A 23,823-nucleotide genomic window follows, 5' to 3' on the forward strand; every position below is an offset into this window, starting at 1 on the left:
GGGCGGGGCCTGCTCAGCGCTTCCACAGGTACCGGTTCTCCGGACGGCCCGCCGCACCGTAGCGCGGGGTGAGCCGGGCGAAGCCGTTGACCACGAGATACTCGAGGTAGCGGCGGGCGCTGACCCTGGACAGCCCCAGCTGCTGCGCCAGCCCGGCCGCGGAAACATCCTCCGGGCTGGCCTGCAGCGCGTCGATCACCGCGTCCAGGGTGGGCCGGGACAAACCCTTCGGCAGCCTCGCCGGCGGGCCGCCGGCAACCGCCGGGTCGGGGCTTTCCGGAGCGTCCGGAACCGCCCGCGGCGCCACCAGCCGGTCGATCCGCTCCTGGTCCAGCGGGCCGCCCGTCGCGCCGGCGGCGAGCTCGTCCCGCAACGCCACGTACCCGTCCAGCCGCTCGTTCAGCGCCTTCGAGGTGAAGGGCTTGACCAGGTAGTGCAGCACGCCGCCGGCCATGGCCGAGCGGACAGTCTCCAGCTCGCGGGACGCCGTGATGACCAGGACGTCGACGGGCTGCCGGGGCCGGTTCCGGAGCGACTGCAGCACGTCCAGGCCGGACATGTCCGGCAGGTGGATGTCCAGCAGGACCAGTTCCGGCTGCAGCTCCGCCGCGAGGTTCAGGCCCTGCTGGCCGGTGTGGGCCATGCCCACCACGTCGAAACCGCCGCGGGCCAGCAGGAAACCATGATGGATCCCGGCCACTGCCACGTCATCGTCGATGATGAGGGTGCGAATGCCGCTCATAGCTGTTCCAGTACCGCCTCTTCGGTTGTGGGCCGGGCCGCCGCGGGTCCGGCCGACGCTTCCGCGGTCCCGGACCCCGTCGTCCTCAAAACAACGGTAAAGCAGGCGCCGCCCAGCTCCGAACGGGTGACCGTGGCCGAGCCTTCGCGGCGCTGCGCCACCCGCCGGACCAGGGCCAGGCCGAAGCCGCGCGTATTGATCCCGTCCGGTTCCTTACTCGTCACCCCGGCGTCGAACACCGCCTCCCGCTCCGATTCGGGGACACCGGGGCCGCCGTCATCCACCGTGAGGGTGCGGCCGGCAGGCCCCTCGGCGAGGGCGACGGCGATCGTGCTGTCGTAGCCGACGGCGTCCACGGCGTTGTCGATCAGGTTGCCGAGGACCGTGATCGCGTCGTCCGTGCCGTCCGGGGTGCACACCGACGCAGCATCCACGTCGATGTCGATGCCCCGCTCGGCGCACACCGTGGACTTGGCGATCAGCAGCGCCCGCACGCCGTCGTCGGTGATCCCCGGCGCCAGCGGGCGGTCCACGAACGCGGCGTCGTTCTGGCTCCGGCCCAGGTAGTCGACGGCCTGGGCCTGCTCGCCGAGCTCGAGCAGCCCGGAGATCACGTGCAGCTTGTTAGCGAACTCGTGCGCCTGGGCCCGAAGCGCCTGGGTGACGTCCAGGGCGCCGTCGCGGTCCCGCAGCATGGTGTGCAGCTCGGTCCGGTCCCGCAGGATCAGCACCTTGCCCACCTCCCGGCCGTCCACGGTGGCCGCGTTGACCTTGCCCAGCAGGATCCGTTCCCCGGACAGCACCAGTTCCTCGGTCGCGGACCCGGAGGCCAGCAGCCGGTGGATGCCGGGCTCCAGCGAGTCCGTGGCGGCGGTGCCGAGGATCTCCTCGCCCACGCCCAGCAGCCGGCGGGCCTCGTCGTTCACCAGCGCCACCCGGCCCTCGGCGTCGACGGCCACCAGGCCCTCGCCCAGGCCGTGCAGCATGGCGTCGCGGGTCTCCAGCAGCGCGGCGATGTCCTCCGGTTCCAGCTTGTAGATCCGCCGCCAGACCAGCTTCGAGACGTACATGGCGCCGAGCGAGCTCAGCAGCGCCGCGCCCAGGAGCCAGCCGAAGAGCAGCGGCAGGTCCTCATTCAGGTCCGCGGCCAGGGTGCTTTCCAGCACCCCCACCGACGCCGATCCGATCACCGTGCCGGAGCGGTCGAAGATCGGCACCTTGACCCGCCAGGACTCACCGAGCGTGCCTGTCTGCGTGCCGACGTATATATCCCCGGAGAGCGGCACGGAGGGATCGGTGGAAACGTGCCGGCCGATCTCCGCGGGATTCGGGTGGGACTGCCGGACGCCGTTGCGGTCCGTCACCACCACATAGGTGACGTTGGAGGCCTGGCGGATCACCTCGGCGATGGGCTGGATGGTCTGTTCGGGGGCGCTGGTGCTGAACGCCTGGACCACGGAGGGCAGCCGGGCGACGCTTTCGGCCACGCCGATCATGCGGCCCTTGTACGCGTCCCGCAGCTGCTGCTCCTGCATCCGGATCGTCACGGCCCCGACGACGGTGAGCACGGCCAGGACGATGCCGAGCTGGAGCGCGACCAGCTGGAAGCGCAGCGGAATCCTGTGAACCATGTCACAAGTGTCCCATCCGGTCCCGGCAAGGACGGCCCGAACAGGGGCCTGCGGCCGTGACCAATATGACCACTACTACCTCTACGTCCTAATGCTGTGCCGGCCGGAAGCCCGCCCCTAGGGTCGGGGAAGTGATTCCAATGATGTGCATCACATTCTTCCAAGGAGAGATCATGACGTCCCACCTCAACTTCAGCCGCCGCGCAGCCCTCGTCGCCGGCGCCGCCGGCCTCGTACTCGCCGCCTCGGCCTGCGGCGGCGGCGCTTCCGCCGGGTCCAGCAGCAGCGACTCGCTCAAGAAGCTCAGCATCATCGTCCCCGCCAACCCCGGCGGCGGCTGGGACCAGACCGGCCGCGCCCTGCAGGCCGACCTGCAGTCCAACAAGCTCGTCACCTCGGCCCAGGTGACCAATATCGGCGGCGGCGGCGGAACCAACGGCCTGGCCAAGCTCGCCACCGAAAAGGACGCCAACACCCTGATGGTGATGGGCTACGTTATGGTCGGCGCCGTCGAGACCAACGGGGCCAAGACCCGGCTCGAGGACACCACCCCGATCGCCCGGCTGACCGAGGAGCCGCTGGTGCTGGTGGTCCCGGCGTCGTCGAAGTACCAGACGGTGCAGGACCTCGTGGCCGACATCAAGGCCAACGGCAAGGGCGTCGCCATCACCGGCGGATCCGCGGGCGGCGCGGACCACATCCTGGCCGGGCAGATCCTGAAGTCCCAGGGTGTCGAGGCGGACAAGCTGAACTACATCGGCTACTCCGGCGGCGGGGAATCCATCGCGGCACTGCTGGGCAACAAGGTCCAGGCCGGCATCTCCGGCGTCGGCGAATACGCCGAACAGGTCAAGGCCGGCAAGGTCCGCGCGCTCGCCGTCTCCGGCAAGGCCGAGGCCCCGGCGCTGCCGGGCGTCAAGCCGCTCAAGGATCAGGGGATCGACGTCGTGCTGACCAACTGGCGCGGCGTGGTCGCGCCCGGCTCGATCGACGACGCCCAGAAGGCCAAGCTCACCGACGTCGTGACCAAGCTGCACGACACGGAGGCCTGGAAGTCCACCCTGAAGAAGAACAACTGGGACGACGCCTTCCTCGCCGGCGACGGCTTCAAGACCTTCCTCACCGAGGACATCACCAAGGTCAAGACCACCCTGTCGGAGATCGGCCTGGTCAAGTAGAAATGTCTTCGCACGCTCTTACGCCCGCCAGACGCCCAACGGGGGAGATCCTCTTCGCCCTGTTGTTCGTCAGCGTGGGCGCGGCTGGCCTCCTGACGGCGGGGTCGATCCCGATCCCGCCGTCGGAGACCGGCATCGGCCCCCGGGCCTTCCCGTACATCGTCTGCATCATGCTGGTCCTCGTCGGCACCGGGATCGTGGTCCAGGTCCTGCGCGGCAAGGTCGGGCAGGCCGAGGAGGGGGAGGACCTGGACGTCACCGCCAAGACCGACTGGGCGGCGCTGGCCAAACTCGTCGGCTTCGTGGTGCTGCACATCTTCCTGATCGAACCCGCCGGCTGGCCGGTCGCGGCCGCCGTGCTGTTCACCGGGTCCGCCTGGACCCTGGAGGCCAAGCCGCTGTGGAAAGCCGCGCTGGTCTCGGTGATCATGGCGCTGGTGCTGCAGTACGTCTTCGGCGGCCTGCTGGGCGTCTCGCTCCCGCCGGGCCCGCTGCTTGAGGGGGTGCCGTTCTTCCATGGATAGCTTCATGCTCCTGCTCGAAGGCTTCACAACGGCCCTCCAGCCGGTGTACCTGCTGTACGCACTTGGCGGCGTCTTTGTCGGCACCGCCGTCGGGGTGCTCCCGGGCATCGGGCCGGCCATGACAGTGGCGCTGCTGATGCCGATCACCTACGCCCTGGACCCGGCGGCGGCCCTGATCGTCTTCGCCGGCATCTACTACGGCGGCATGTACGGCGGTTCCACCACCTCCATCCTGCTCAACACCCCCGGTGAGTCCTCCTCGATCGTCACCGCGCTCGAGGGCAACAAAATGGCGAAGGCCGGCAGGGGAGCCGCGGCGCTGGCGACGGCGGCGATCGGTTCGTTCATCGCCGGCACCATCGCCACCGTGCTGCTGTCCTTCCTCGCCCCGGTGGTGGCCGAGCTCGCCGTCGGCCTCGGCCCGGTGGACTACGTCGCCCTGATGGTGGTGGCCTTCCTGACGGTCGGCGCACTGCTGGGCGCCTCGGTGCTCCGCGGCCTGGCGTCCCTGGCCCTAGGCCTGTTCATCGGCCTGATCGGCATCGACGACAGCACCGCGCAGCAGCGCTTCACCTTCGACAACCCCAACCTGGTGGACGGCATCGACATGGTGCTGGTCGCGGTGGGGCTCTTCGCCCTCGGCGAGGCCCTGTACGTCGCGTCCAAGCTGCGGCACGGCCCGGTGGAGGTCATCCCGGTCAGCAAGGGCAAGAACGCCTGGCTGTCCAAGGAGGACTGGCAGCGGTCCTGGAAACCGTGGCTGCGCGGGACGTTCATCGGCTTCCCGATCGGCACCGTGCCGGCCGGCGGCGCGGACGTGTCCACCTTCCTGTCCTACGCGGCCGAGCGGAGGCTCGCCAAGGGTCCCCGCAAGGCGCAGTTCGGCAGGGGCGCGATCGAGGGTGTCGCCGGACCGGAAGCGGCCAACAATGCCGCCGCCGCCGGTGTCCTGGTGCCGCTGCTGACCCTCGGCATCCCGACGACGGCGACCGCCGCCATGATGCTGACGGCCTTCCAGCGTTACCAGATCCAGCCCGGACCGCTCCTGTTCGAAAACCAAGGTGCGCTGGTCTGGACCCTAATCGCCTCGCTGTACGTGGGCAACCTGATGCTGCTGGTGTTGAACCTGCCGCTCGTGGGGCTCTGGGTGAAAATCCTGCAGATCCCGCGGCCCTACCTGTACGCCGGCATCCTGGTCTTCGCAGCGCTCGGCGCCTTCTCGGTGAACTTCTCGCCGAGCGACGTCGGCGTCCTGCTGGTCGTCGGCGTGCTGGGGTACTTCATGCGCCGCTACGGCTACCCCGTGGCGCCCATGGTGGTGGCGATGATCCTCGGCCCGATGTTCGAAGTGCAGTTGCGGCGCTCGCTGCAGCTCTCCCAGAACGACCCCACGGCCCTGCTCTCGACGCCGTTCGCCGTCGTGGTCTACGCGACCATGGCGCTGATCTTCCTGGGTTCCTGGTGGCTGCGCCGCCGGCAGGCCGCCCTGGAAGCGACGACCGAGAAGGAATCGGTGTCCGTCTAGGGTCCAAGGGGCGCTGATTTGCCGCAGATGGCCGGAATGGTACCCACCATTCCGGCCATTTGTGTCAGATGGCGCTCAGTTCTCCGGCCAGTCCTCCGGCGGCAGGGAGAGCGGCGGAATCGACTCGTGCAGCGGAATCCGGATCCAGCGCTGGCCGGTGGCGCGGAACTCCGCCCGGGTGGCGAAGCGGTAGAGGAAGCTGCGGGCCCGCACCCAGCGGGGGCGGGCGCCGCCGAACGGATCCTGCCGCAGCAGGCGCAGGGTCGGGCGGTCGGCCTCCAGCAGTTTGCCCAGGAACGCATAGAACCATTGTTCGTGCACGCTGCGCAGCGGCAGGAACCACATCAGCCAGTCCAGACGCAGGTGGTACGGCGCCCACTGGCGGGGCACGCGCCGGACATCCCCGGGCTTGCCGCGGAAACCGTACTCGCGCCAGTCCGCCGCCTCGTCCGGCTCCGCGGAGAGCGTTCCCTCCACCACGATCTCGATCCGCTGCTTCGTGACGGAGCCGAATGCCCCGTAGGCGTTGACCAGCTGCCAGCGGTTGAAGGCGGCATTCATCAGCTGGTAGTGCGAGAAGAGGTTCTCGGCCGGGCGGTAGCTGAGCACCAGCAACAGCACCGTGGCCAGCCCCACCACGACCAGCCACGCCACCGGTGCCTGGCTGCCGGCGGCCTGGCTGCCCGCACCGGTGGCCGCACCGGCGGCCGCGGCGTGCCAGTCCAGCGGGATGGCGGGCACCAGGGCGTGTGCCACCGGGTCGCTGACCGCGGCGAAGGCCAACAGGATCGCCATCCAGTTCAGCCACGCGAAGTTGCCGCTGGCGACCAGCCAGAGCTGGGTCACGATGATGACCGCCGCGGCCGCACCGGCCAGCGGCTGCGGGGCAAAGAGGAAGAACGGCACCACCAGCTGGGCGGCGTGGTTGCCCAGCACCTCCAGCCGGTGCCAGGCCTTGGGTAACAGGTGGGCCTGCCGGCTCAAGGGCCCCGGCATGGGCTGGGTCTCGTGGTGGTAGTACAGCGCGGTCAGGTCGCGCCATTCCCGGCCGCCGCGGATCTTGATCATGCCCGCACCGAACTCCAGCCGGAACACCAGCCACGCCAGCAGGATCAGGATGGTCCACGGCGGGGGAGTCTGGTCGGAGCCGAGGAACGCCACGGTGAAACCGGCCTCGAGCAGGAGCATCTCCCAGCCGAACCCGTAGAACGTCTGGCCCACATTGACCACCGACATGTACAACAGCCACAACGCCAGGAAGGCCAGCAGCGGCACCCACGGCGGCCCCTGCTGCGGCAGTCCCAGCACGAGGAGGCCGGCAATCACCAGGCCGGTGACGCAGACTGCCCGCAGCAGCCCGTCCGAGTAGCGCCAGCTGAACAGGGTCGGCCGGACCCTGCGGCCCGCGCGGGCCAGGAACTCCGGTACCGGCAACAGCCCGCGCTCGCCGAGGAGCGCCGGAAACTGGTTCAGGGACGACAGGAAGGCCACGAAGTAGACGGCGGCGATGCCGCGCTGCAGCACCTGCCGGGCGAACTCGTACTCCGGCGCGTCAAACCAGGCCGTCCACTCCACGAACCCCACGTTACGCCTGCGGCCCGCGGCGTCAATGAGCGGCGTCGTGCGGCCCCGGGACTGCCCCGAGATGACAGTTCGCGGCAGTATTCCGCCCGGACACTGCCGCGACCTGTCATCTCGCGCCGGAAGCAACGACCCGGCCGGTGCGGGATACTGGATGCATGCAGCCGCGCACAATCGTCCTCCTCGGGTCCACCGGGTCCATCGGCACCCAGGCCATCGACGTCGTCGACGGCGCCCCGGACCGCTTCGAGATCGTGGCCCTTAGCGCCGGCGGCGGCAACCCCGAACTCCTCGCCCGCCAGGCCGTGCACACCCGCGCCCGGGCCGTCGGAGCCGCCAGCGGCGACGCCGCGGCGCTGCGGCAACTGATCGGCGACGCCGCCCGCGCGGCCGGCGTCGCCGGGTACCGTCCGGAGATCTTCACCGGCCCGGAGGCGTCCACCAGAATCGCGGAGATCCCGGCGGACGTTGTCCTCAACGGCATCACCGGCTCGATCGGCCTCGCGCCCACCCTGGCCGCGCTGAAATCCGGCGCCACCCTGGCCCTTGCCAACAAGGAATCCCTGATCGTCGGCGGCGCCCTGGTCAGGGCGGCGGCGCGCGAAGGCCAGATCGTCCCGGTCGACTCCGAACACTCAGCCATTGCCCAGTGCCTGCGCTCCGGGACCGCCGCCGAGGTTGACCGGCTGGTCCTCACCGCCTCCGGCGGACCGTTCCGCGGCATGTCACGGGACCAGCTGCACGGCGTCAGCCCGCAGGACGCCCTGGCACACCCCACCTGGGACATGGGCCTGATGGTCACCACCAACTCCGCCACCCTGGTCAATAAGGGTTTGGAAGTCATCGAGGCCCACCTGCTCTTCGACATTCCGCTCGAGCGGATCGACGTCGTCGTGCACCCGCAGTCCGTTGTGCACTCAATGGTGCAGTTCGTCGACGGGTCCACCATTGCCCAGGCGTCCCCGCCGGACATGCGCCTGCCCATCGCGCTCGGGCTCGGCTGGCCGGACCGCGTACCCGGCGCCGCACTGCCCTGCGATTGGAGCGCGGCCACCAGCTGGACGTTCGAACCGCTGGACACCGAAGCGTTCCCCGCCGTCGGCCTGGCCAAGGAGGCCGCCCGGCGCGGCAGCACCTTCCCGGCGGTCTTCAACGCCGCGAACGAGGAGGCCGTGACCGCCTTCCACGCCGGCCGGATCCGCTTCACCGACATCGTCGACACCGTCGAGGCCGTCCTCAGCGGACACTCAGGGTCCTCCGGGCTGACGGTCGAATCCGTGCTGGATGCTGAACGATGGGCACGCGCGCGGACCCTCGAGCGTTTGGCCGTGGGAAGTGCCTAGCAAGTAGCCGACCGAATGCCCAGGAAGTAGCAAAGCCCAGCATGAGCCCCGTTGTCCTCTTTATCCTCGGCGTCGTCTTCGTCGTGATCGGCGTCGCCGTGTCCATCGCCCTCCATGAGGTGGGCCACCTGGTCCCGGCCAAGCTCTTCAAGGTGCGCGTCACGAAGTACATGATCGGCTTCGGCCCCACCCTCTGGTCCCGGCGCCGGGGCGAAACCGAGTACGGCCTCAAGGCGATCCCGCTCGGCGGCTTCGTGTCCATGATCGGCATGTACCCGCCGAACAAAGAGGACGGCAGCGTCCGCCCCTCCAGCACCGGGATGTTCCAGTCCCTCGCGGCCGACGCCCGTTCCCTGGCGCACGAGGAAATCGGCCCGGGCGATGAAAACCGGGTCTTCTACCGGCTTCCGGTCTGGAAGAAAATCATCATCATGCTCGGCGGCCCGGCGATGAACCTGCTGATCGGCCTGGTGCTCACCGCCGTGCTGTTGATGGGCTTTGGCGTGTCCGAGTCCACCACCACGATCGCCGATGTCTCAAAATGCCAGGTCAAGGCCGGCGAGACCGTCGATCCGAACTCCGCAGACTGCAAACCCACCCCGGCCGCCGCGGCGGGCCTCAAACCGGGCGACCGCATCACCTCCTTTGACGGCAAAGCCGTCACCAGCTGGGACGAACTGACCGGCTGGATCCGCGCGTCCGCGGACCGGCAGGTCAGCATCACGGTCGAGCGCGACGGCGGTCCGGTCACCACCTCGGTCACCCCGGTGCTCTCGGCCCGTCCGGTCGTCGGCGCGGACGGCCGGCAGGCCAAGGACGCCGAGGGCAAGCTCCAGTACCAGGACGTCGGCTTCCTCGGCATCGGCGCCCAGACAGCGCTCGTGCAGCAGCCGGCGTCGGCCGTGCTGCCCATGGCCGGGGAAAACATCAAGCAGATCGCCGGCGTCGTGCTGAACCTGCCGGCGCGGGTGGCAGGGGTGGCGCAGGCGGCCTTCAGCGAGGAGCCCCGCGACCCGAACGGCCCCATCAGCGTGGTGGGCGTGGGCCGGGTCGCCGGTGAGGTCGCCGCCATGGAGCAGGTGCCGCTGCAGAGCCGCCTCGCGGCGCTGGTCGGGCTGCTCGGCGGCCTGAACTTCGCCCTCGCCGTGTTCAACCTGGTTCCGCTGCTGCCGCTCGACGGCGGCCACGTCGCCGGTGCGCTCTATGAGGGCGCCCGCCGACAGATCGCCCGGCTGCTCGGCCGCCCGGACCCCGGAGCCTTCGACATCGCCAAGCTGCTGCCGGTCACCTACGTGGTGGCCGCCCTGCTGATGGGCATGGGCGCCCTGTTGATCTACGCCGACATCGTCAAGCCGGTAAATCTGTTCGGCTAGCCGGGGCCTAGTTGGCAGTTGATGCGATCGTTCCCGCCCGGTTACTCGTGCCGGCCTTCCGTATCGGAGCCGCTGGCCCGCGCAGTTCCGCGGGTGCCGGGCTGACAGAGCCGGAGTAACTTGGCTGGAGCGTTGGACGCGCAGCAGCCCGTTCTGGCAAATCAGCTAATTTCGGCTTATTTCAAATAATCAGTTGCAAATGGTTGATTCGACAAAATCAGCCCCTTAGGGTGGGGCTATGTACGTGATGACCATTGACCAGCGCGGCAGCAGCACCGACATCGACCGCGTCCCCGGCCTGCTCACCGAACTGCAGAAACTCTCGCCGGGAGGGCATTTCGAGCGTTCGGTCGGCGATGAGGTCCAGGGCGTAGTGAAGCACCCCGAGGACGTCGTCGGGATTGCCTTGCACGCCCTGCGCAGCGGCCGCTGGTACGTGGGAATCGGAGTGGGCCCGGTGGACCTGCCGCTGCCGTCCAGCCCCAGGGAAGGATCCGGACCTGCCTTCGTGGCGGCGCGGGCAGCTGTCGAGAGCGCCAAGTCCGGATCCGCGCACGTGCCGGTCGCCGTCGTCTCCGGCGGGCTGCGCAGGGGAGAGGTTGCGCCCTCGGCCGCAGGATCAGCCGGCGCCCGCGCCTGTGCCAATGCCGAAGCGGTATTGCGCCTGATCGGCCGGCTCGTCCAGGAACGGACTGCCGCCCAGTGGAAGGTGGTGGACGCGTTGCGTTCGGTACAGCACGGCCATGCCGGTACCCACGGCACGCAGAAAATCGCCGCCCAAAAACTCGGAATCACGGAGCAATCGGTGAGCCGTGCGCTGCTTCGCTCGGGATGGCAGGAAGAATGGGCGGCGAGGCCGGCGGCGGAAATGCTGCTGTCCTTCGCCCACGGACTCATCACCGGCAACCCCGACGCCGGCGAGCAGTCGGATTCCCGCCCCCGGGACAGCACAGAAGGAGACCGGTGAACGCCCTCTGGATCACGCTGGCGCTGCTGGCCTCCGGATTCGCCGGGTGGCCGGTGACCGCCCTGGTGTTCCGGCTGGCCCGCACCATTGACGACCGCTCGGACACCAGGGCGGCAGGCGCTGCCCCAGACGCCACAAACGCCGCGCCCGGCGCCGCACCAAGCGGAGCCGCTGCGGTCGACGGCGAGATCACCCTGGCGGAACCCGGCCCCGGCGCGGCGGCGCCGGCGGCCCGCTCGGCTGACGGCGCCCCTGCGCCTGACGCGGCCTCCGGGACCGCCCCCGCCAGCGCCGGGCAGGCCGTCCCGGTCTCCGGCACCCGCATCCTTCGCGGCGGCGCCATTATCGGTGTGTTGGAACGCCTCGCCGTCAGCCTGGCCATCCTCACCGGCCAACCGGTCGCGATCGCCTACGTGGTGGCGATCAAGGGGCTGGGGCGCTTCGCGGAGCTGAAGGAAACCCCGGTGGCAGCAGAACGGTTCATCATCGGCACGCTCACCTCGCTGCTCTGGGCGGCCGGGGTGACGGCCCTGGTCAAAGTGCTTTTCCTCGGCTGACCGCCGGGCGGCCAGGCCGGCCCGCACGCCGTCACCCCGCCGCTTCCGCCCGTGCGCCCCCGGCGGAACGGATGGGAACCTGGCGGGCAGGGCGATAGGGTATCGGTATGACTGTTTTTGCTGTGGAGTACGTTTACGACGCCGAATCTGCCCAGACCCGCGACGCCGCCCGTCCGGCGCACCGCGAATGGACCGCCAACCTGGCCCAGGAGGGCACCCTCCTCGCCAGCGGCCCGTATTCCGACGGCGCCGGCGCCCTGCTCATCTTCAAGGCGGCCGACGAGCAGGCCCTGAACGAACTCCTCCGGGAGGATCCCTTCGCCGGCGCCGGCGCCATCTCCGGCACCCGCACCATGGCCTGGGCCCCCGTCACCGGCCAGCTGGCCGGCCACGCAGGCTAGCTCCACCCGCCAGCCAACCATCGGTCCTCCGACCTAGAAATCCGATCCATAGAGGAGTCCACGTGACCTCGGTCAGCCTGGGAATGCCGTCGGCACCGCCCCCCGTTCTCGCCCCGCGCCGGAAAACCCGCCAGATCAAGGTCGGCTCGGTCGGCGTCGGCTCCGACTTCCCGATCAGCGTGCAGTCGATGACCACGACCCCGACGACGGACATCAACGCGACCCTCCAGCAGATCGCCGAACTGACCGCCTCCGGCTGCGACATCGTCCGGGTGGCCTGCCCGTCCGCCGACGACGCCGAGGCCCTGCCGATCATCGCCAAGAAGTCGCAGATCCCGGTCATCGCCGACATCCACTTCCAGCCGAAGTACGTCTTCGCCGCGATCGAGGCCGGCTGCGCCGCCGTCCGGGTGAACCCGGGCAACATCCGCAAGTTCGATGACCAGGTCAAGGAAATCGCCCGCGCCGCCAAGGACCACGGCACCTCCATCCGGATCGGCGTCAACGCCGGCTCGCTGGAACCAGGCATCCTGAAGAAGTACGGCAAGGCCACCCCGGAGGCCCTCGTGGAGTCCGCGGTCTGGGAGGCGTCCCTGTTCGAGGAACACGGCTTCCACGACTTCAAGATCTCGGTCAAGCACAACGACCCGGTCATCATGGTCGCCGCCTACGAAATGCTGGCGGAGAAGGGCGACTGGCCGCTGCACCTCGGTGTGACCGAGGCCGGCCCAGCCTTCCAGGGCACGATCAAGTCCGCCACCGCGTTCGGCGCCCTGCTCTCCCGGGGCATCGGCGACACCATCCGGGTCTCGCTGTCCGCCCCGCCGGTGGAGGAGATCAAGGTCGGCAACCAGATCCTCCAGTCGCTGAATCTGCGCCCGCGCAAGCTCGAAATCGTCTCCTGCCCGTCCTGCGGCCGCGCCCAGGTCGACGTCTACACGCTGGCCGAGCAGGTCACCGCCGGACTCGAGGGCATGGAGGTTCCGCTGCGGGTCGCCGTCATGGGCTGCGTCGTCAACGGTCCCGGCGAAGCCCGGGAAGCGGACCTTGGCGTGGCATCCGGCAACGGCAAGGGCCAGATCTTCGTCAAGGGCGAGGTCATCAAGACCGTGCCCGAGGACCAGATCGTTGAGACACTGATCGAAGAGGCCATGCGCATCGCCGAAGAGATGGGGGAGTCCGATGGCGAAGATGCTGTCAAGGGTAGCCCCGTGGTTAGCGTCTCGTAGGGAGCCCGGCGCCGGCGTCCGGGTCCTGACCGGCGCCGAGACGCAGGCGCTGCTGGACCTGGCGCGCCAGGACGACGTCGCCAACGTCTTCATCCTCTCCCACCTTGAGACGGCCGGGACGGCGTCGCCCACCGCGGGCGGGGCCAGGATTTTCGGGGTGTTCGACGGCGAGGTGCTGCTTGGCGCCTGCTGGGCCGGGGCTAACCTCGTCCCCGTCCAGCTCGCCCCGGACCTGGCGCCCCTGGTCGCGGCCGCCGTCCACCGGGCCGGCCGCCGGTACGCCTCGATCTTCGGGCCGGCCGAGTCCGTCCTGGCCCTGTACGCAGCCCTGGAACCGCTGGGCCACCACGCCCAGGAAATCCGTGCGGACCAGCCGCTCCTGACCATCAGCACGGCTCCGCTCGTCACGCCGAATCCCGCCCTGGGGTTCGGCCGGCTGGCGGACTTCGACGCGATCCTGCCCGCCTGCGCCGCCATGTTCGAGGAGGAAGTCGGCTACTCGCCCTACCTCGGCGGCCGGGAACACTACAGCCGCCGGGTCAAGGGCCTGATCCAGGCCGGACACTCGCTGGTCCACCTCGGCCCCGACGGAGCGGTGGTCTTCAAAGCCGAACTGGGAGCGGTCACCGCCGGCGTCACCCAGGTCCAGGGCGTCTGGATGAATCCGGCCCACCGGGGGCAGGGCCTCAGCGCCGGTTATATGGCCGCCGTCGTAGTCCTCGCCAGGACCTTGGCGCCGGTCACGAGCCTCTATGTCAACGATTTCAACACCCGCGCCAGGGCCAGTTACGAGCGGGTCGGTTTCGGCCAGGTGGGAACTTTCGCGACCGTGCTGTTCTGACAGTTTCGTGACATGCGTCATCGACAAAAATCTGGGTGGCAACTCTTGTTTAAGCGACCGGGATCACATAGGTTCTAGCTAGCCGCGCCGAGCAGGCGCGTGCGGTCTCAGGGAAGAACCCACCATTGGCTGCGGATGCCGGCCCTTCGGGCAGGAACAGGCACACCGCGCCTTGGACTTAGCGGCGCTGGGGTCGCAGGGGCCACGCCATTGCGGGATGACCAGCCGGAAACGGCCAGGGGCTTCCCTGATGGCGTGGCTCTTTCCCGTTTCCGGGGAAAGCGGTGCCGCCGCTTGGCGGTAGATTAGTTCCCGGACATTCTTCGCAATGCCCGCACCGCCCGTACGTCCTCAGAAACGGATACCTCCCAGTGGTCCTTCGACTTTCCCAGCTGTTCCTGCGCACCCTGCGTGAAGACCCCGCCGACGCCGAGGTGGCCAGCCACCGGCTGCTCGTCCGTGCCGGCTACATCCGGCGCGCGGCTCCCGGGATCTACACCTGGCTGCCGCTGGGACTCAGCGTGCTGCGCCGGGTGGAGCGGATCATCCGTGAGGAAATGTCCGCGATCGGCGCGCAGGAAGTGCACTTCCCGGCGCTGCTGCCCAAGGAACCCTACGAGGCCTCCAACCGCTGGACCGAGTACGGCGAGGGCATCTTCCGGCTCAAGGACCGCAAGGGCAACGACTACCTGCTGGCGCCCACGCACGAGGAAATGTTCACCCTGCTGGTCAAGGACCTGTACTCCTCGTACAAGGACCTGCCGCTGAGCATCTACCAGATCCAGAACAAGTACCGCGACGAAGCCCGTCCCCGGGCCGGCCTGCTCCGCGGCCGCGAGTTCATCATGAAGGACTCCTACTCCTTCGACGTCGACGACGCCGGCCTGGACGCCAGCTACGCCGCGCACCGCGCCGCCTACCTGAAGATTTTCGAACGTCTGGGCCTGGAAGTCGTCCCGGTCGCGGCGACCGCCGGCGCCATGGGCGGGTCCAAGAGCGAGGAATTCCTGCACCCCACGGAGATCGGCGAGGACACCTTCGTCCGCTCGCCCGGCGGCTACGCGGCCAACGTCGAAGCCGTCACCACCGTGGTCCCGGCGGACGTTGACTTCTCCAACGCCCCCGCCGCCGAAGTCCGCGACACCCCGGACACCCCCACCATCGAGACCCTCGTCGACGCCGCCAACGCCCTGGCGCCCCGTTCCGAGGCCGACGGCGGCGCATGGACCGCCGCTGACACGCTCAAGAACGTGGTCCTCGCTGTCACCCTGCCCACCGGCGAACGCCAGCTCGTCGTCCTCGGCGTACCCGGCGACCGCGCCGTGGACCTCAAGCGCGTCGAGGCCAACATCGGCGCGTTCCTGCCGATCGCCGGCGAGATCACCCTGGAGGCCGCCAACGAAGAGGACCTGAAGAAGCAGGCCCTGTTGGTCAAGGGCTACATCGGCCCGGGCCTGTCCCTGGACGCGCCGCTGCTCGGCGCCGAAGCCGCCTCGAAGCTCCTCTACCTGGTCGACCCCCGCGTGGTCCGCGGCACCGCCTGGATCACCGGCGCCAACGAGGCCGGCAAGCACGTCTTCGGCCTGGTCGCCGGCCGCGACTTTGGCTGGGACGGCGTGATCGAAGCCACCGAGGTGCGCGCCGGCGACGAGGCCCCGGACGGCTCCGGCCCGCTGGAGACGGCCCGCGGCATCGAAATGGGCCACATCTTCCAGCTCGGCCGCAAGTACGCCGAGGCCCTGGACCTCAAGGTCCTGGACCAGAACGGCAAGCAGGTCGTCGTGACCATGGGTTCCTACGGCGTCGGCGTCACCCGCGCCGTGGCCGCCCTGGCCGAATCCAACCACGACGACAAGGGCCTGGTCTGGCCCCGCGCCGTCGCCCCGGCCGACGTCCACGTCGTCGCGGTCGGCCGCGGCGAGGAGATCTTCGCCGCCGCCGAGCAGCTCGCCCGTGCACTGCAGGCCGCCGGCCTTGAGGTCATCTACGATGACCGGCCCAAGGTATCCCCGGGCGTCAAGTTCGGCGACGCCGAACTTATCGGCGTCCCGACCATCCTCGCGGTCGGCCGCGGGCTGGTGGACGGCGTCGTGGAGATCAAGGACCGCCGCAGCGGCAACGCCGAGAACGTCGCCGTGGACAAGGCCGTTGATTACGTGGTCAACGCCGTCCGCAGCAACTGACCCGCGTTGCAGGGGATGGTCTCCGGGCTTGAGTCGATCCAGCTCGCCACCCTGGTCCTGGTCGTCGTCGCCGGTTTCGCCGCCGGCTGGGTCGACGCCGTGGTCGGCGGGGGCGGGCTGATCCAGCTCCCGGTCATGCTCCTGGTGCCCGGGATCACCCCGGTGCAGGCCCTCGCGACGAACAAGATGGGCTCGATCTTCGGCACCACCACCAGCGCCGTCACCTTCTACCGGCGCGTCGGGCCCGACCTGCGCACCGCCGTGCCGATGGCGGTGATCGCCCTGGCCGGCAGCTTCGGCGGGGCGGTACTGGCGGCCAGCCTGCCGGCCAGCGTCTTCAAACCGATCATCGTGGCGGCGCTGGTCGCCGTCGCGCTGTTCACCGCGTTCCGGCCCAACGTGGGGGAGCTGACCCGGCTGCGGCATGACGGCCACCGGCACTACATCATCGCCTGCCTGATCGGCGCCGTGATCGGTTTCTACGACGGCATGATCGGGCCCGGTACCGGGTCCTTCCTGATCATCGCGCTGGTGTCCGCAATGGGTTACGCCTTCCTCGAGGCCAGCGCCAAAGCCAAGATCGTCAACATGGCCACCAACGCCGGCGCCCTGCTGTTCTTCCTGCCGCACGGCTCGCTGCTGTGGGGGCTCGGGCTGGTCCTGGGCGCCGCGAACATGGCCGGCGGCTACCTCGGCGCCCGGACCGCGGTCAGCCGGGGCAGCAAGTTCATCCGGATCGTCTTCCTGGTGGTCGTCGCCGCGCTGATCATCAAACTCGGCTCCGATGTCTGGCACGACACCTTCGGGTAACGCCGGAGAGCCCCGGCCCCGCCGGGCACCGTCAGCGGGGGACTGCCGCGGGCATCGGCGCGGGCGTAGCATGCAGCTATGTCAGCACCGGAAGAGCGTTACCGCGACGCCCTGGCCGCCGCCGCCCGGCATGCCCGCGCATGGCTGGAGAGCCAGGACACCCGGCCCGTCGGACCAGCGACGACGGCGGCCGGGCTCGCCGCCGATTTCGGCGGACCGTTGCCCCGGGAGGGCACCCCGGCGGCCGAGGTGGTGGACTACCTCGCCGCGAAAGCCGAACCAGGGCTGATGGCCATGCCCTCGGGGCGCTTCTTCGGCTGGGTGATAGGCGGCACCTTGCCCGCCGCACTGGCCGCGGACTGGCTGGTCAGCGCCTGGGACCAGAACGCCGGGCTCCGGTTCGCCACCCCGGCGACGGCGGCCATCGAGGAGGCCGCGGGAGCCTGGCTGCTGGAGCTGCTCGGACTGCCGGCCGGCGCCGACGTCGGCTTCGCCACCGGCGCCACCATGGCCAACTTCACCGGCCTGGCCGCGGCCCGGTGGCGGCTGATGACCGACGCCGGCTGGGACTTGGATGCCGACGGCCTGGCCGGCGCGCCCCGGATCCGCTGCTTCGTGGGACAGGAACGGCACGACACCATCGACCTCGGACTGCGCTACCTGGGCCTGGGCCGGCCCACGGTGGTGCCCGCCGACCGCCAGGGCCGCATCGACCCGGCGGCCCTGGGCGCCGCCCTGGACCGCGCCGCCGCGGAGGGGACGGGGCCGGTCCCGCTGCTGGTCTGCCTGCAGGCCGGCAATCTCCACTCCGGCGCCTTCGACCCGTTCCGTGAGGCCATTGCCGTCGCCCGGGCGCACGGCGCCTGGGTCCACGTCGACGGCGCCTTCGGCCTGTGGGCCGCCGCCGTCCCCGAACTCGCAGCCCTCACCGACGGGCTGCAGGACGCCGATTCCTGGGGCACCGATGCGCACAAGACGCTCAACGTCCCCTACGACTGCGGCATCGCGGTGGTCCGGGACGCCGCGGCGCTCCGCGCGGCCATGGGCGTGCACACCAGCTACCTGATCCAGGCCGCCGACGGTGCGGCCGATCCCTTCGAAAAGGTGCCCGAGCTCTCCCGCCGCGCCCGCGGGGTGCCGGTCTGGGCGGCCTTGAAGTCGCTGGGCCGGGACGGTGTCGCAGCCCAGGTGCGGGGGCTGGTCGGTCATGCCCGGGAGCTGGCGGAGCGGCTGGCCGCACTCGACGGCGTCGAGGTGCTCAACGATGTCGGCTACACCCAGGTCTCGCTGGCCTTCGGTGACGACGCCACGACCCGCGCGGTGACGGCGAGGATCATCGCCGACGGCCGGGTCTGGATGTCCGGCTCGCGCTGGCAGGGCCGGGACATCCTGAGGATCTCGGTGAGCAACTGGAGCACGGACGCAGCCGACGTCGGGGTCGCCGTCGACAGCGTCCGGGAGGCCCTGGCGGCTGTCCGGGGTTAGCGTCTCCGCCGGGCGCTGCGTCAGCGCGGCGCGCTCATCACCTGGACGGCGCCGCCGGGCGCCGGCAGGTCCGGTCCGGCCGGCAGGCCGGGAAGCGTGTCCCCGGCCAGGGTGCTGGCCACCCACAGGGAGCGGGCCACGTCCCCGTCGTGGTGCCGTTTGGCCGCGTACCACAAGGCGTTCTCCACTTCGCGGACCACCGCCCACTGCCGGGCCACCTCGCCGTCCAGGCCGGCAGCAGCGGCCAGGGCCGCGCACCGCTCCAGCAGGGCCCGGGGCGCGCCGGTGCGCGGCAGTTCGGCCAGCCGGTTCCACAGCAGCGGTGCCACCGCGAACTCGGCTTCCCCGACCAGCGGGTGCGGGTCGATCGCCTTGAAGCCCGCCGTGCCGACGTCCGCGGACGCACCCGAGGCCCCGCACGTCGGCGTGGCCAGGACATTGAGGAAATGCAGATCGGCGTGGACCAGGACATCCCTGGCCGAGCGCCGGCCCACGGCGCCGCGGGTCTGGCAGACTTCCAGGGCGGCCTCCAGCAACCAGCGCGGAAAGGGCCGGCCCAGCCGCTCCCAGCTTTCCGGAAGCTCATCGCTCCACTGTTCGGCCTGGGCCGCCACATGCCCGAACTCGCGCCACTGCGGCCGGTCATCGGGCTGCAGCGCCAACTGGCGGACCAAGCTGCCCCAGATATTCACGGCCTCGTCCAGCGGAACGTCCTGCAGCGAACGCCCGCCGTCGAGCCGTTCGAGCAGCAGGGCACCGGACGCCGGTTCCGCGTCCAGCAATTCGACGGCGCCGCGGCCGCCCCACAGGGCCAATGCGTGGCGTTCGGCCAGGCTCTCGTCGTGCGGGAAGGCGAGCTTCAGCACTGCCGCTTTGCCGTCGGCGGAGCGGCGGACGGGGACCACGACGGCGCCGTGGCCGTTCCACGGCCTGCCGCCCGGGGCGAGGTCCGGTTCAAGGCCCCATCGTTCCAGGCACTGGCCGATCCGGCCGGGGAGGGCGGACAGCCAGGCCCGTCCCTCGGAGTTGCCGCTGTAGCGGCGGCCGAGGTCGGGCGGGATCGGCACTGCTGGCGGGGAAATCATCGCCTCCAGCGTAGTCGCATCAGGTCAGGCAGTGATGCCGCTGGCGCCGAGCCAGCTGCCGATCAGGAAGGTGGCCACGAGCGCCGCGGCGCCGCCGACCACCACCCGGATGGCGGCCTTCAGCTTGGAGCCGCCACCGATCCAGGCGCCAATGGCGCCGGTCGCCGCGAGGGCCACGAGCACGGCCACGAAGGTCAGGGGGACGCGGATGTTTTCGGGCGGCAGCAGGATCGCCAGCATCGGCAGGATGGCGCCGATCAGGAAGGCCATGGCCGAGGCGAAGGCAGCGTGCCACGGGCTGACGATATCCGTCTCGTCAATGTGCAGTTCGGCGGACAGATGCGCGGCCAGGGCGTCGTGGGCGGTCAGTTCCGTGGCGACCTGGTGGGCGGTTTCCGGGCTGAGGCCCTTGCCCTGGTAGATCGCGGCGAGCTCCGCGAGTTCCTCTTCGGGCTGTTCCTCCAGCTCACGGCGTTCTTTCTCGACCAGTGCCTGCTGGCTGTCCTTCTGGCTGCTGACCGAGACGTATTCGCCCAGGGCCATCGAGATGGCGCCGCCGACGACGCCAGCGGCGCCGGCGATCAGGATCGGGCCCGAATCCGTGGTCACACCGGCGACGCCCACCACGATGGCGGCGACGGAAACGATGCCGTCGTTGGCGCCCAGGACGCCGGCGCGGAGCCAGTTGAGCCGGTGCGCGATGTCGTTGTGGTGGGGTTCGTTGTCGTGAAGGGCTGCTGCGCTGCTGGGTTCCATGACTACAGCAAACCACCGGCCACCCCGGCAGGCCAGCATTGCAAGGCTAAACAACCTAAGCCCGGCCTTAGCTGACCGGCGTGCGCTGGTGGCTCAGGCAGGCGGCAGGGTGGGCAGCGACGCCGGATCGAGGGCCAGGCCGGGGAACGGACCGGGTGCTGCGCCCCAGGCCGCGGCGCGGCGGGCGGCGCCCAGCAGGCCGGCGACAGCCCACTGCCGGGTGGGTCCTTCGCTCAGGGCAACGAGCTCGCCGTAGGCCGTCAGGGAGGCGGCCTCCAGACTGGCCAAGCCGCGTCCGGGGCTGGCCAGGAAGGCCTGGTCAAGGGCGTAGCCGGGCTCGCGCGGAGGAACCGCCGCGCACTGCGCCCGGCCCAGCGTGTCGGCACCGGTCACCAGCGCCTCGTGGTGGGCCAGCCGGGCTTTGGCCGCGGCAGCCGGGGCGCCGTCCAGGCGGGTCAGTGCCACCTGGTAGCCGTAGACGGCCTCCAGCTCGGCCTGCATTACCGCCGCCAATGCCTCGGGGAGCCCGGCGGCAAGGGGGCCGGGGGTCCCGTCTGCAGGCGATCCCGTCGCGGGCGGGCAGGAGCCGGCGGCGGGAACCTCGGGCCCAGGAACTTCGGCGGTCGCCTTCTCCGGGAAACCCGCCGCCGGGTCCCGGGTGCCGGCCGCAGCGGCCAGCGCGGAGGACTGCAGCAGCTGGGCGGTCCCCACACTGGCCAACAGCCTGGCCATACCGCCGTCGGAGGTGCGGGCGTCCGCCAGCCGCTGCCGTCCGCTGCTGGCAAGGTCCGCAGCCAGGCGGGCCGCGGTGGGCGGCGCCGGCGTCGCGGGGGCGGTGGTTGCCGGGGCCGCGGTGGCGGAGGCTTCGGGGGAGGGGCCGGGTCGCAGCAGCGCCCTGGCCTGGGTTGTCAGCAAAGTCACAGCGGCCTGAACCGCGGTCCCGGCAGCGGCCGGGGATGCCTTCCGGTCCGCGGCCCGGGAGCCTTCCGTGGCGGTTGCCTGCAGTTGTTCGGCCCGGGTCCGCAGGCTCAGGGCGTCGGCCAGGGCCGAGGCGCGGGCACGCTCGCTCACGGAGGGCGCCGCCGGTTTCGGCGGATTTCCGGGCACAAAGACAAATCCCAGGCTCACCACGACGGCGGCGAGGCAGGCGAGCAGGGCGATGCGGGGCAGGTCCCGGGGCAGCCGGAACCGCCGCCGCTGGGTCCCGCCGTCGTCTTTCACAACAGACCATGTTGTCATGCCGGCCGGAAACTGGGGTGCACCATGTCGGCCCGAATATCGCTAGGCTAGTAGACACAACATCATCTAGCAGGAGGCGGGCGGCATCATGACCAACGCAGAAGCCACGACTTCGACAGACCGGACCGGGACGGGGAAGGCTGACGCCGCCGCCCACAACCTGGAGGCCGAGCGCCTGTACGCGCTCCTTGCGCCTGCAGTGCAGGCCAACCGGCTGTTCCTGGAGGACGTTTCGATCCACATCGCCGGAGCGAACCGGGTGGTCCACGTTGTGGTGGACCTGCCCCAGGAGGAAACCGGCGGCGTCAGCCTGGACGTCATCGCCGAGATTTCCAAGACCCTCTCCGACATCCTGGACAACGATCCCAGCACCGACTCCCGCCCGTACGACCTTGAGGTCTCCTCGCCCGGCGTCGGCCGTCCGCTCACCGAGGAGCGCCACTGGCACCGCGCCCGCGGCCGCATGGTCACCGTCAACGTGATCCAGGGCGAGAACGTCACCGGCCGCATCCAGTCCGTCGACGACGGCGGCGTGACCCTGGTCCCGGAGCTGGCGGTCAAAAAGGGCATGAAGCCCAAGCAGGGTGAACCCGTCAAACTTCCTTTCGACAGGATCCGCAGTGGAAAAGTCGAGATAGAGTTCAGCCACCTCGATGAGGCCGGTCTGGAGAACGACAATGGACCTTCCGAGGAGGCCTAATGGATATTGACATGAGCGCACTGAGACTCCTGGAGCGTGAGCGCGAAATCCCGCTGGATCTCCTGATTCCGACCATCGAGCAGGCCCTGCTGGTGGCCTACCACAAGACGCCCGGCGCCTTCGAAAAGGCCCGCGCCGAACTCGACCGCAAGAGCGGCCACGTCACCATCTGGGCGACCGAAATCGACGACGACGGCGCGCCGATCGGTGAGTTCGAGGACACTCCGGCCGGCTTCGGCCGCATCGCGGCGAGCACCGCACGGCAGATCATCCTGCAGCGGCTGCGCGACGCCGAGGATGACAACGTCCTGGGCCAGTTCAAGGGCCGCGAGGGCGAACTCGTGGCGGGCACCATCCAGCAGGGCAACAACCCGCACATGATCCAGGTAAACCTCGGAACGGTTGAGGCGCTCCTGCCGCCGCCGGAACAGGTTCCCGGCGAGAAGTACACCCACGGCAGCCGGCTCCGCGCGTTCGTGATCGACGTGCACCGCGGCACCAAGGGCCCGTCCATCACCCTCTCCCGGTCCCACCCGGGCCTGGTGCGCAAGCTGTTCGAAATGGAGGTCCCGGAAATCGCGGACCGCTCCGTGGAGATCGTCGCACTGGCGCGCGAGGCGGGGCACCGGACCAAGATCGCGGTCAAGGCGAATATCCCCGGCGTCAACGCCAAGGGCGCCTGCATCGGCGAGATGGGTTCCCGCGTCCGCGCCGTGATGAACGAGCTGAACGACGAGAAGATCGACATCGTCGACTACAGCGAGGACCCGGCCACGTTCATCGCCAGCGCACTGTCGCCGTCGCGGGTGAATTCGGTCACGATCACGGACGAAGCCACCCGCTCCGCCCGCGTCGTCGTCCCCGACTACCAGCTGTCCCTCGCCATCGGCAAGGAAGGCCAGAACGCGCGGCTGGCCGCCAAGCTCACGGGCTGGCGGATCGACATCGTCTCCGACGCCGTCGACAACCGCGGCAAGTAGCTCCGGCGAGGCCGGGTTCCGGCTCCGCTGCCGGGGCCCGGCGGGCGCCTGCCCCCGGCGTCGTTTCGGGGGAGAGGGGCCGAAGGGGCTAGAATGGATACAACCGCGCCTAACGGCCGGTGTCCGTTTGCTTCAGCTGTTCCGGTTCCGTGCCGGCCGCCGGAGCCGCGGCAGGTGCAGATCGGCAGGAAGTTACTCGTAGTGGCAGCAGTGCAACACCTCGGGAACCAGCCGGAGCGTACCTGCATCGGATGCCGGAAGAAGGGACCGCGGTCCCAGTTGCTCCGGCTCGTCGCCGGCGCCGGCGGATCATCCGCCGTCGTGGTCGATGAACGACGCCGGATGGCTGGCAGGGGAGCATGGCTGCACCCCAGTGAAAAGTGCCTGGCACTGGCGGTCAAACGTCGAGCGTTCGGACGCGCCCTCAACGGCGCCGCCGGAACCCAAGACGTCGAACGCCGGATTCTGGCAGGCATGCCAGCGGCGGACACCCCGGTGACCGCCGCAACAACCGTCCAACCTGAAAGCGGGTCAGAAAACTGATGGAAACCCGATGAGTTCCCAGCGATGAGTGCGCAACGATGACAACTTTGTTGCGCTCTGCAATGGGCCTTTCAGCTGCACTCGCGGCGGAGGCCCGCAGTAAGAAGTAGACGGTTCGTGCCTGGCTCGGTGCGGACCGAGACAGGAGAA

22 protein-coding genes are annotated in these 23,823 nt (G+C 70.0%); 16 read left to right on the forward strand and 6 right to left on the reverse strand.

Annotation, left to right across the window (positions count from 1 at the left end):
- Nucleotides 1-13: 13 nt before the first annotated feature.
- Together ASG71_RS14470 and ASG71_RS14475 are read right to left on the reverse strand one after the other, a co-directional pair.
- Nucleotides 14-742 (reverse strand): response regulator, encoded by a 729-nt coding sequence (locus ASG71_RS14470; protein WP_056740506.1) that lies wholly within the window; start codon nt 740-742, stop codon nt 14-16.
- Complete coding sequence (locus ASG71_RS14475) at nt 739-2,373, reverse strand: sensor histidine kinase (protein WP_082575194.1); 1,635 nt, start codon at nt 2,371-2,373, stop codon at nt 739-741. The genes ASG71_RS14470 and ASG71_RS14475 overlap by 4 nt, the downstream gene beginning before the upstream one ends.
- A 173-nt stretch (nt 2,374-2,546) precedes the next feature.
- Here ASG71_RS14475 and ASG71_RS14480 point away from each other — a divergent pair, with 173 nt between their 5' ends.
- From ASG71_RS14480 to ASG71_RS14490, 3 genes are read left to right on the forward strand one after another with little or no spacing between them, the layout of a single operon-like run.
- Entirely contained in the window at nt 2,547-3,551 is a 1,005-nt protein-coding gene (locus ASG71_RS14480) for a Bug family tripartite tricarboxylate transporter substrate binding protein (RefSeq protein WP_056740509.1), read from the forward strand.
- A 2-nt stretch (nt 3,552-3,553) separates the two neighbouring features.
- A complete protein-coding gene (locus ASG71_RS14485) occupies nt 3,554-4,075 on the forward strand; it encodes a tripartite tricarboxylate transporter TctB family protein (protein WP_056740512.1) in 522 nt (173 codons plus the stop codon).
- Nucleotides 4,068-5,600 (forward strand): tripartite tricarboxylate transporter permease, encoded by a 1,533-nt coding sequence (locus ASG71_RS14490; protein ID WP_056740513.1) that lies wholly within the window; start codon nt 4,068-4,070, stop codon nt 5,598-5,600. Before ASG71_RS14485 ends, ASG71_RS14490 begins: the two co-directional genes overlap by 8 nt.
- 75 nt (nt 5,601-5,675) lie before the next feature.
- Here the strand turns inward: ASG71_RS14490 and ASG71_RS14495 are convergent, their stop codons facing one another.
- Nucleotides 5,676-7,175, reverse strand: a complete 1,500-nt coding sequence (locus ASG71_RS14495) for a lipase maturation factor family protein (RefSeq protein WP_056740796.1) — start codon at nt 7,173-7,175, stop codon at nt 5,676-5,678.
- 164 nt (nt 7,176-7,339) lie between these two features.
- On the opposite strand from ASG71_RS14495, the gene dxr reads away from it, so the two are divergent.
- The 10 genes from dxr (at nt 7,340) to ASG71_RS14545 (ending at nt 18,370) form a co-directional block, all read left to right on the forward strand.
- On the forward strand, nt 7,340-8,524 hold the full coding sequence (gene dxr, locus ASG71_RS14500) for a 1-deoxy-D-xylulose-5-phosphate reductoisomerase (protein ID WP_056740515.1): 1,185 nt from the start codon (nt 7,340-7,342) through the stop codon (nt 8,522-8,524).
- Between the two features lie 41 nt (nt 8,525-8,565).
- Complete coding sequence (locus ASG71_RS14505) at nt 8,566-9,897, forward strand: M50 family metallopeptidase (RefSeq protein WP_056740517.1); 1,332 nt, start codon at nt 8,566-8,568, stop codon at nt 9,895-9,897.
- A 238-nt stretch (nt 9,898-10,135) separates the two neighbouring features.
- On the forward strand, nt 10,136-10,864 hold the full coding sequence (locus ASG71_RS14510; protein WP_056740520.1) for a hypothetical protein: 729 nt from the start codon (nt 10,136-10,138) through the stop codon (nt 10,862-10,864).
- The gene (locus ASG71_RS14515) at nt 10,861-11,421 is read left to right on the forward strand and encodes a hypothetical protein (RefSeq protein ID WP_056740522.1); all 561 of its coding nucleotides are present in this window, start codon (nt 10,861-10,863) and stop codon (nt 11,419-11,421) included. Before ASG71_RS14510 ends, ASG71_RS14515 begins: the two co-directional genes overlap by 4 nt.
- Nucleotides 11,422-11,528: 107 nt before the next feature.
- The gene (locus tag ASG71_RS14520) at nt 11,529-11,822 is read left to right on the forward strand and encodes a YciI family protein (protein WP_056740524.1); all 294 of its coding nucleotides are present in this window, start codon (nt 11,529-11,531) and stop codon (nt 11,820-11,822) included.
- A 62-nt stretch (nt 11,823-11,884) separates the two neighbouring features.
- Entirely contained in the window at nt 11,885-13,051 is a 1,167-nt protein-coding gene (gene ispG, locus ASG71_RS14525) for a flavodoxin-dependent (E)-4-hydroxy-3-methylbut-2-enyl-diphosphate synthase (RefSeq protein WP_056740528.1), read from the forward strand.
- A complete protein-coding gene (locus ASG71_RS14530; protein ID WP_082575196.1) occupies nt 13,014-13,892 on the forward strand; it encodes a GNAT family N-acetyltransferase in 879 nt (292 codons plus the stop codon). Before ispG ends, ASG71_RS14530 begins: the two co-directional genes overlap by 38 nt.
- Before the next feature lie 371 nt (nt 13,893-14,263).
- Nucleotides 14,264-16,075: a proline--tRNA ligase gene (locus ASG71_RS14535; protein WP_056740536.1), complete on the forward strand. Its 1,812-nt coding sequence runs from the start codon at nt 14,264-14,266 to the stop codon at nt 16,073-16,075.
- Nucleotides 16,076-16,090: 15 nt separating this feature from the next.
- Nucleotides 16,091-16,885, forward strand: a complete 795-nt coding sequence (locus ASG71_RS14540; protein WP_056740538.1) for a sulfite exporter TauE/SafE family protein — start codon at nt 16,091-16,093, stop codon at nt 16,883-16,885.
- 78 nt (nt 16,886-16,963) lie between these two features.
- The gene (locus ASG71_RS14545) at nt 16,964-18,370 is read left to right on the forward strand and encodes a pyridoxal phosphate-dependent decarboxylase family protein (RefSeq protein WP_056740539.1); all 1,407 of its coding nucleotides are present in this window, start codon (nt 16,964-16,966) and stop codon (nt 18,368-18,370) included.
- A 20-nt stretch (nt 18,371-18,390) separates the two neighbouring features.
- Here the strand turns inward: ASG71_RS14545 and ASG71_RS14550 are convergent, their stop codons facing one another.
- The 3 genes from ASG71_RS14550 to ASG71_RS14560 all read right to left on the reverse strand — a co-directional run bounded on the left by ASG71_RS14550 (nt 18,391) and on the right by ASG71_RS14560 (nt 21,450).
- Nucleotides 18,391-19,455, reverse strand: coding sequence for an aminoglycoside phosphotransferase family protein (locus tag ASG71_RS14550; RefSeq protein ID WP_056740540.1), 1,065 nt, complete (start codon nt 19,453-19,455; stop codon nt 18,391-18,393).
- A gap of 24 nt (nt 19,456-19,479) precedes the next feature.
- Complete coding sequence (locus ASG71_RS14555) at nt 19,480-20,211, reverse strand: VIT family protein (protein ID WP_056740546.1); 732 nt, start codon at nt 20,209-20,211, stop codon at nt 19,480-19,482.
- A 93-nt stretch (nt 20,212-20,304) separates the two neighbouring features.
- Complete coding sequence (locus tag ASG71_RS14560) at nt 20,305-21,450, reverse strand: DUF4439 domain-containing protein (protein ID WP_082575198.1); 1,146 nt, start codon at nt 21,448-21,450, stop codon at nt 20,305-20,307.
- 88 nt (nt 21,451-21,538) lie between these two features.
- On the opposite strand from ASG71_RS14560, the gene rimP reads away from it, so the two are divergent.
- The 3 genes from rimP (at nt 21,539) to ASG71_RS16465 (ending at nt 23,673) form a co-directional block, all read left to right on the forward strand.
- Nucleotides 21,539-22,150, forward strand: a complete 612-nt coding sequence (rimP, locus tag ASG71_RS14565; protein WP_056740548.1) for a ribosome maturation factor RimP — start codon at nt 21,539-21,541, stop codon at nt 22,148-22,150.
- Entirely contained in the window at nt 22,150-23,130 is a 981-nt protein-coding gene (nusA, locus tag ASG71_RS14570) for a transcription termination factor NusA (protein ID WP_056740550.1), read from the forward strand. Before rimP ends, nusA begins: the two co-directional genes overlap by 1 nt.
- A gap of 93 nt (nt 23,131-23,223) precedes the next feature.
- Nucleotides 23,224-23,673: a YlxR family protein gene (locus ASG71_RS16465; RefSeq protein WP_082575200.1), complete on the forward strand. Its 450-nt coding sequence runs from the start codon at nt 23,224-23,226 to the stop codon at nt 23,671-23,673.
- Nucleotides 23,674-23,823 lie beyond the last annotated feature (150 nt).

The sequence above is a fragment of the Arthrobacter sp. Soil763 genome (assembly GCF_001428365.1).
Classification (GTDB): Bacteria; Actinomycetota; Actinomycetes; order Actinomycetales; family Micrococcaceae; genus Arthrobacter.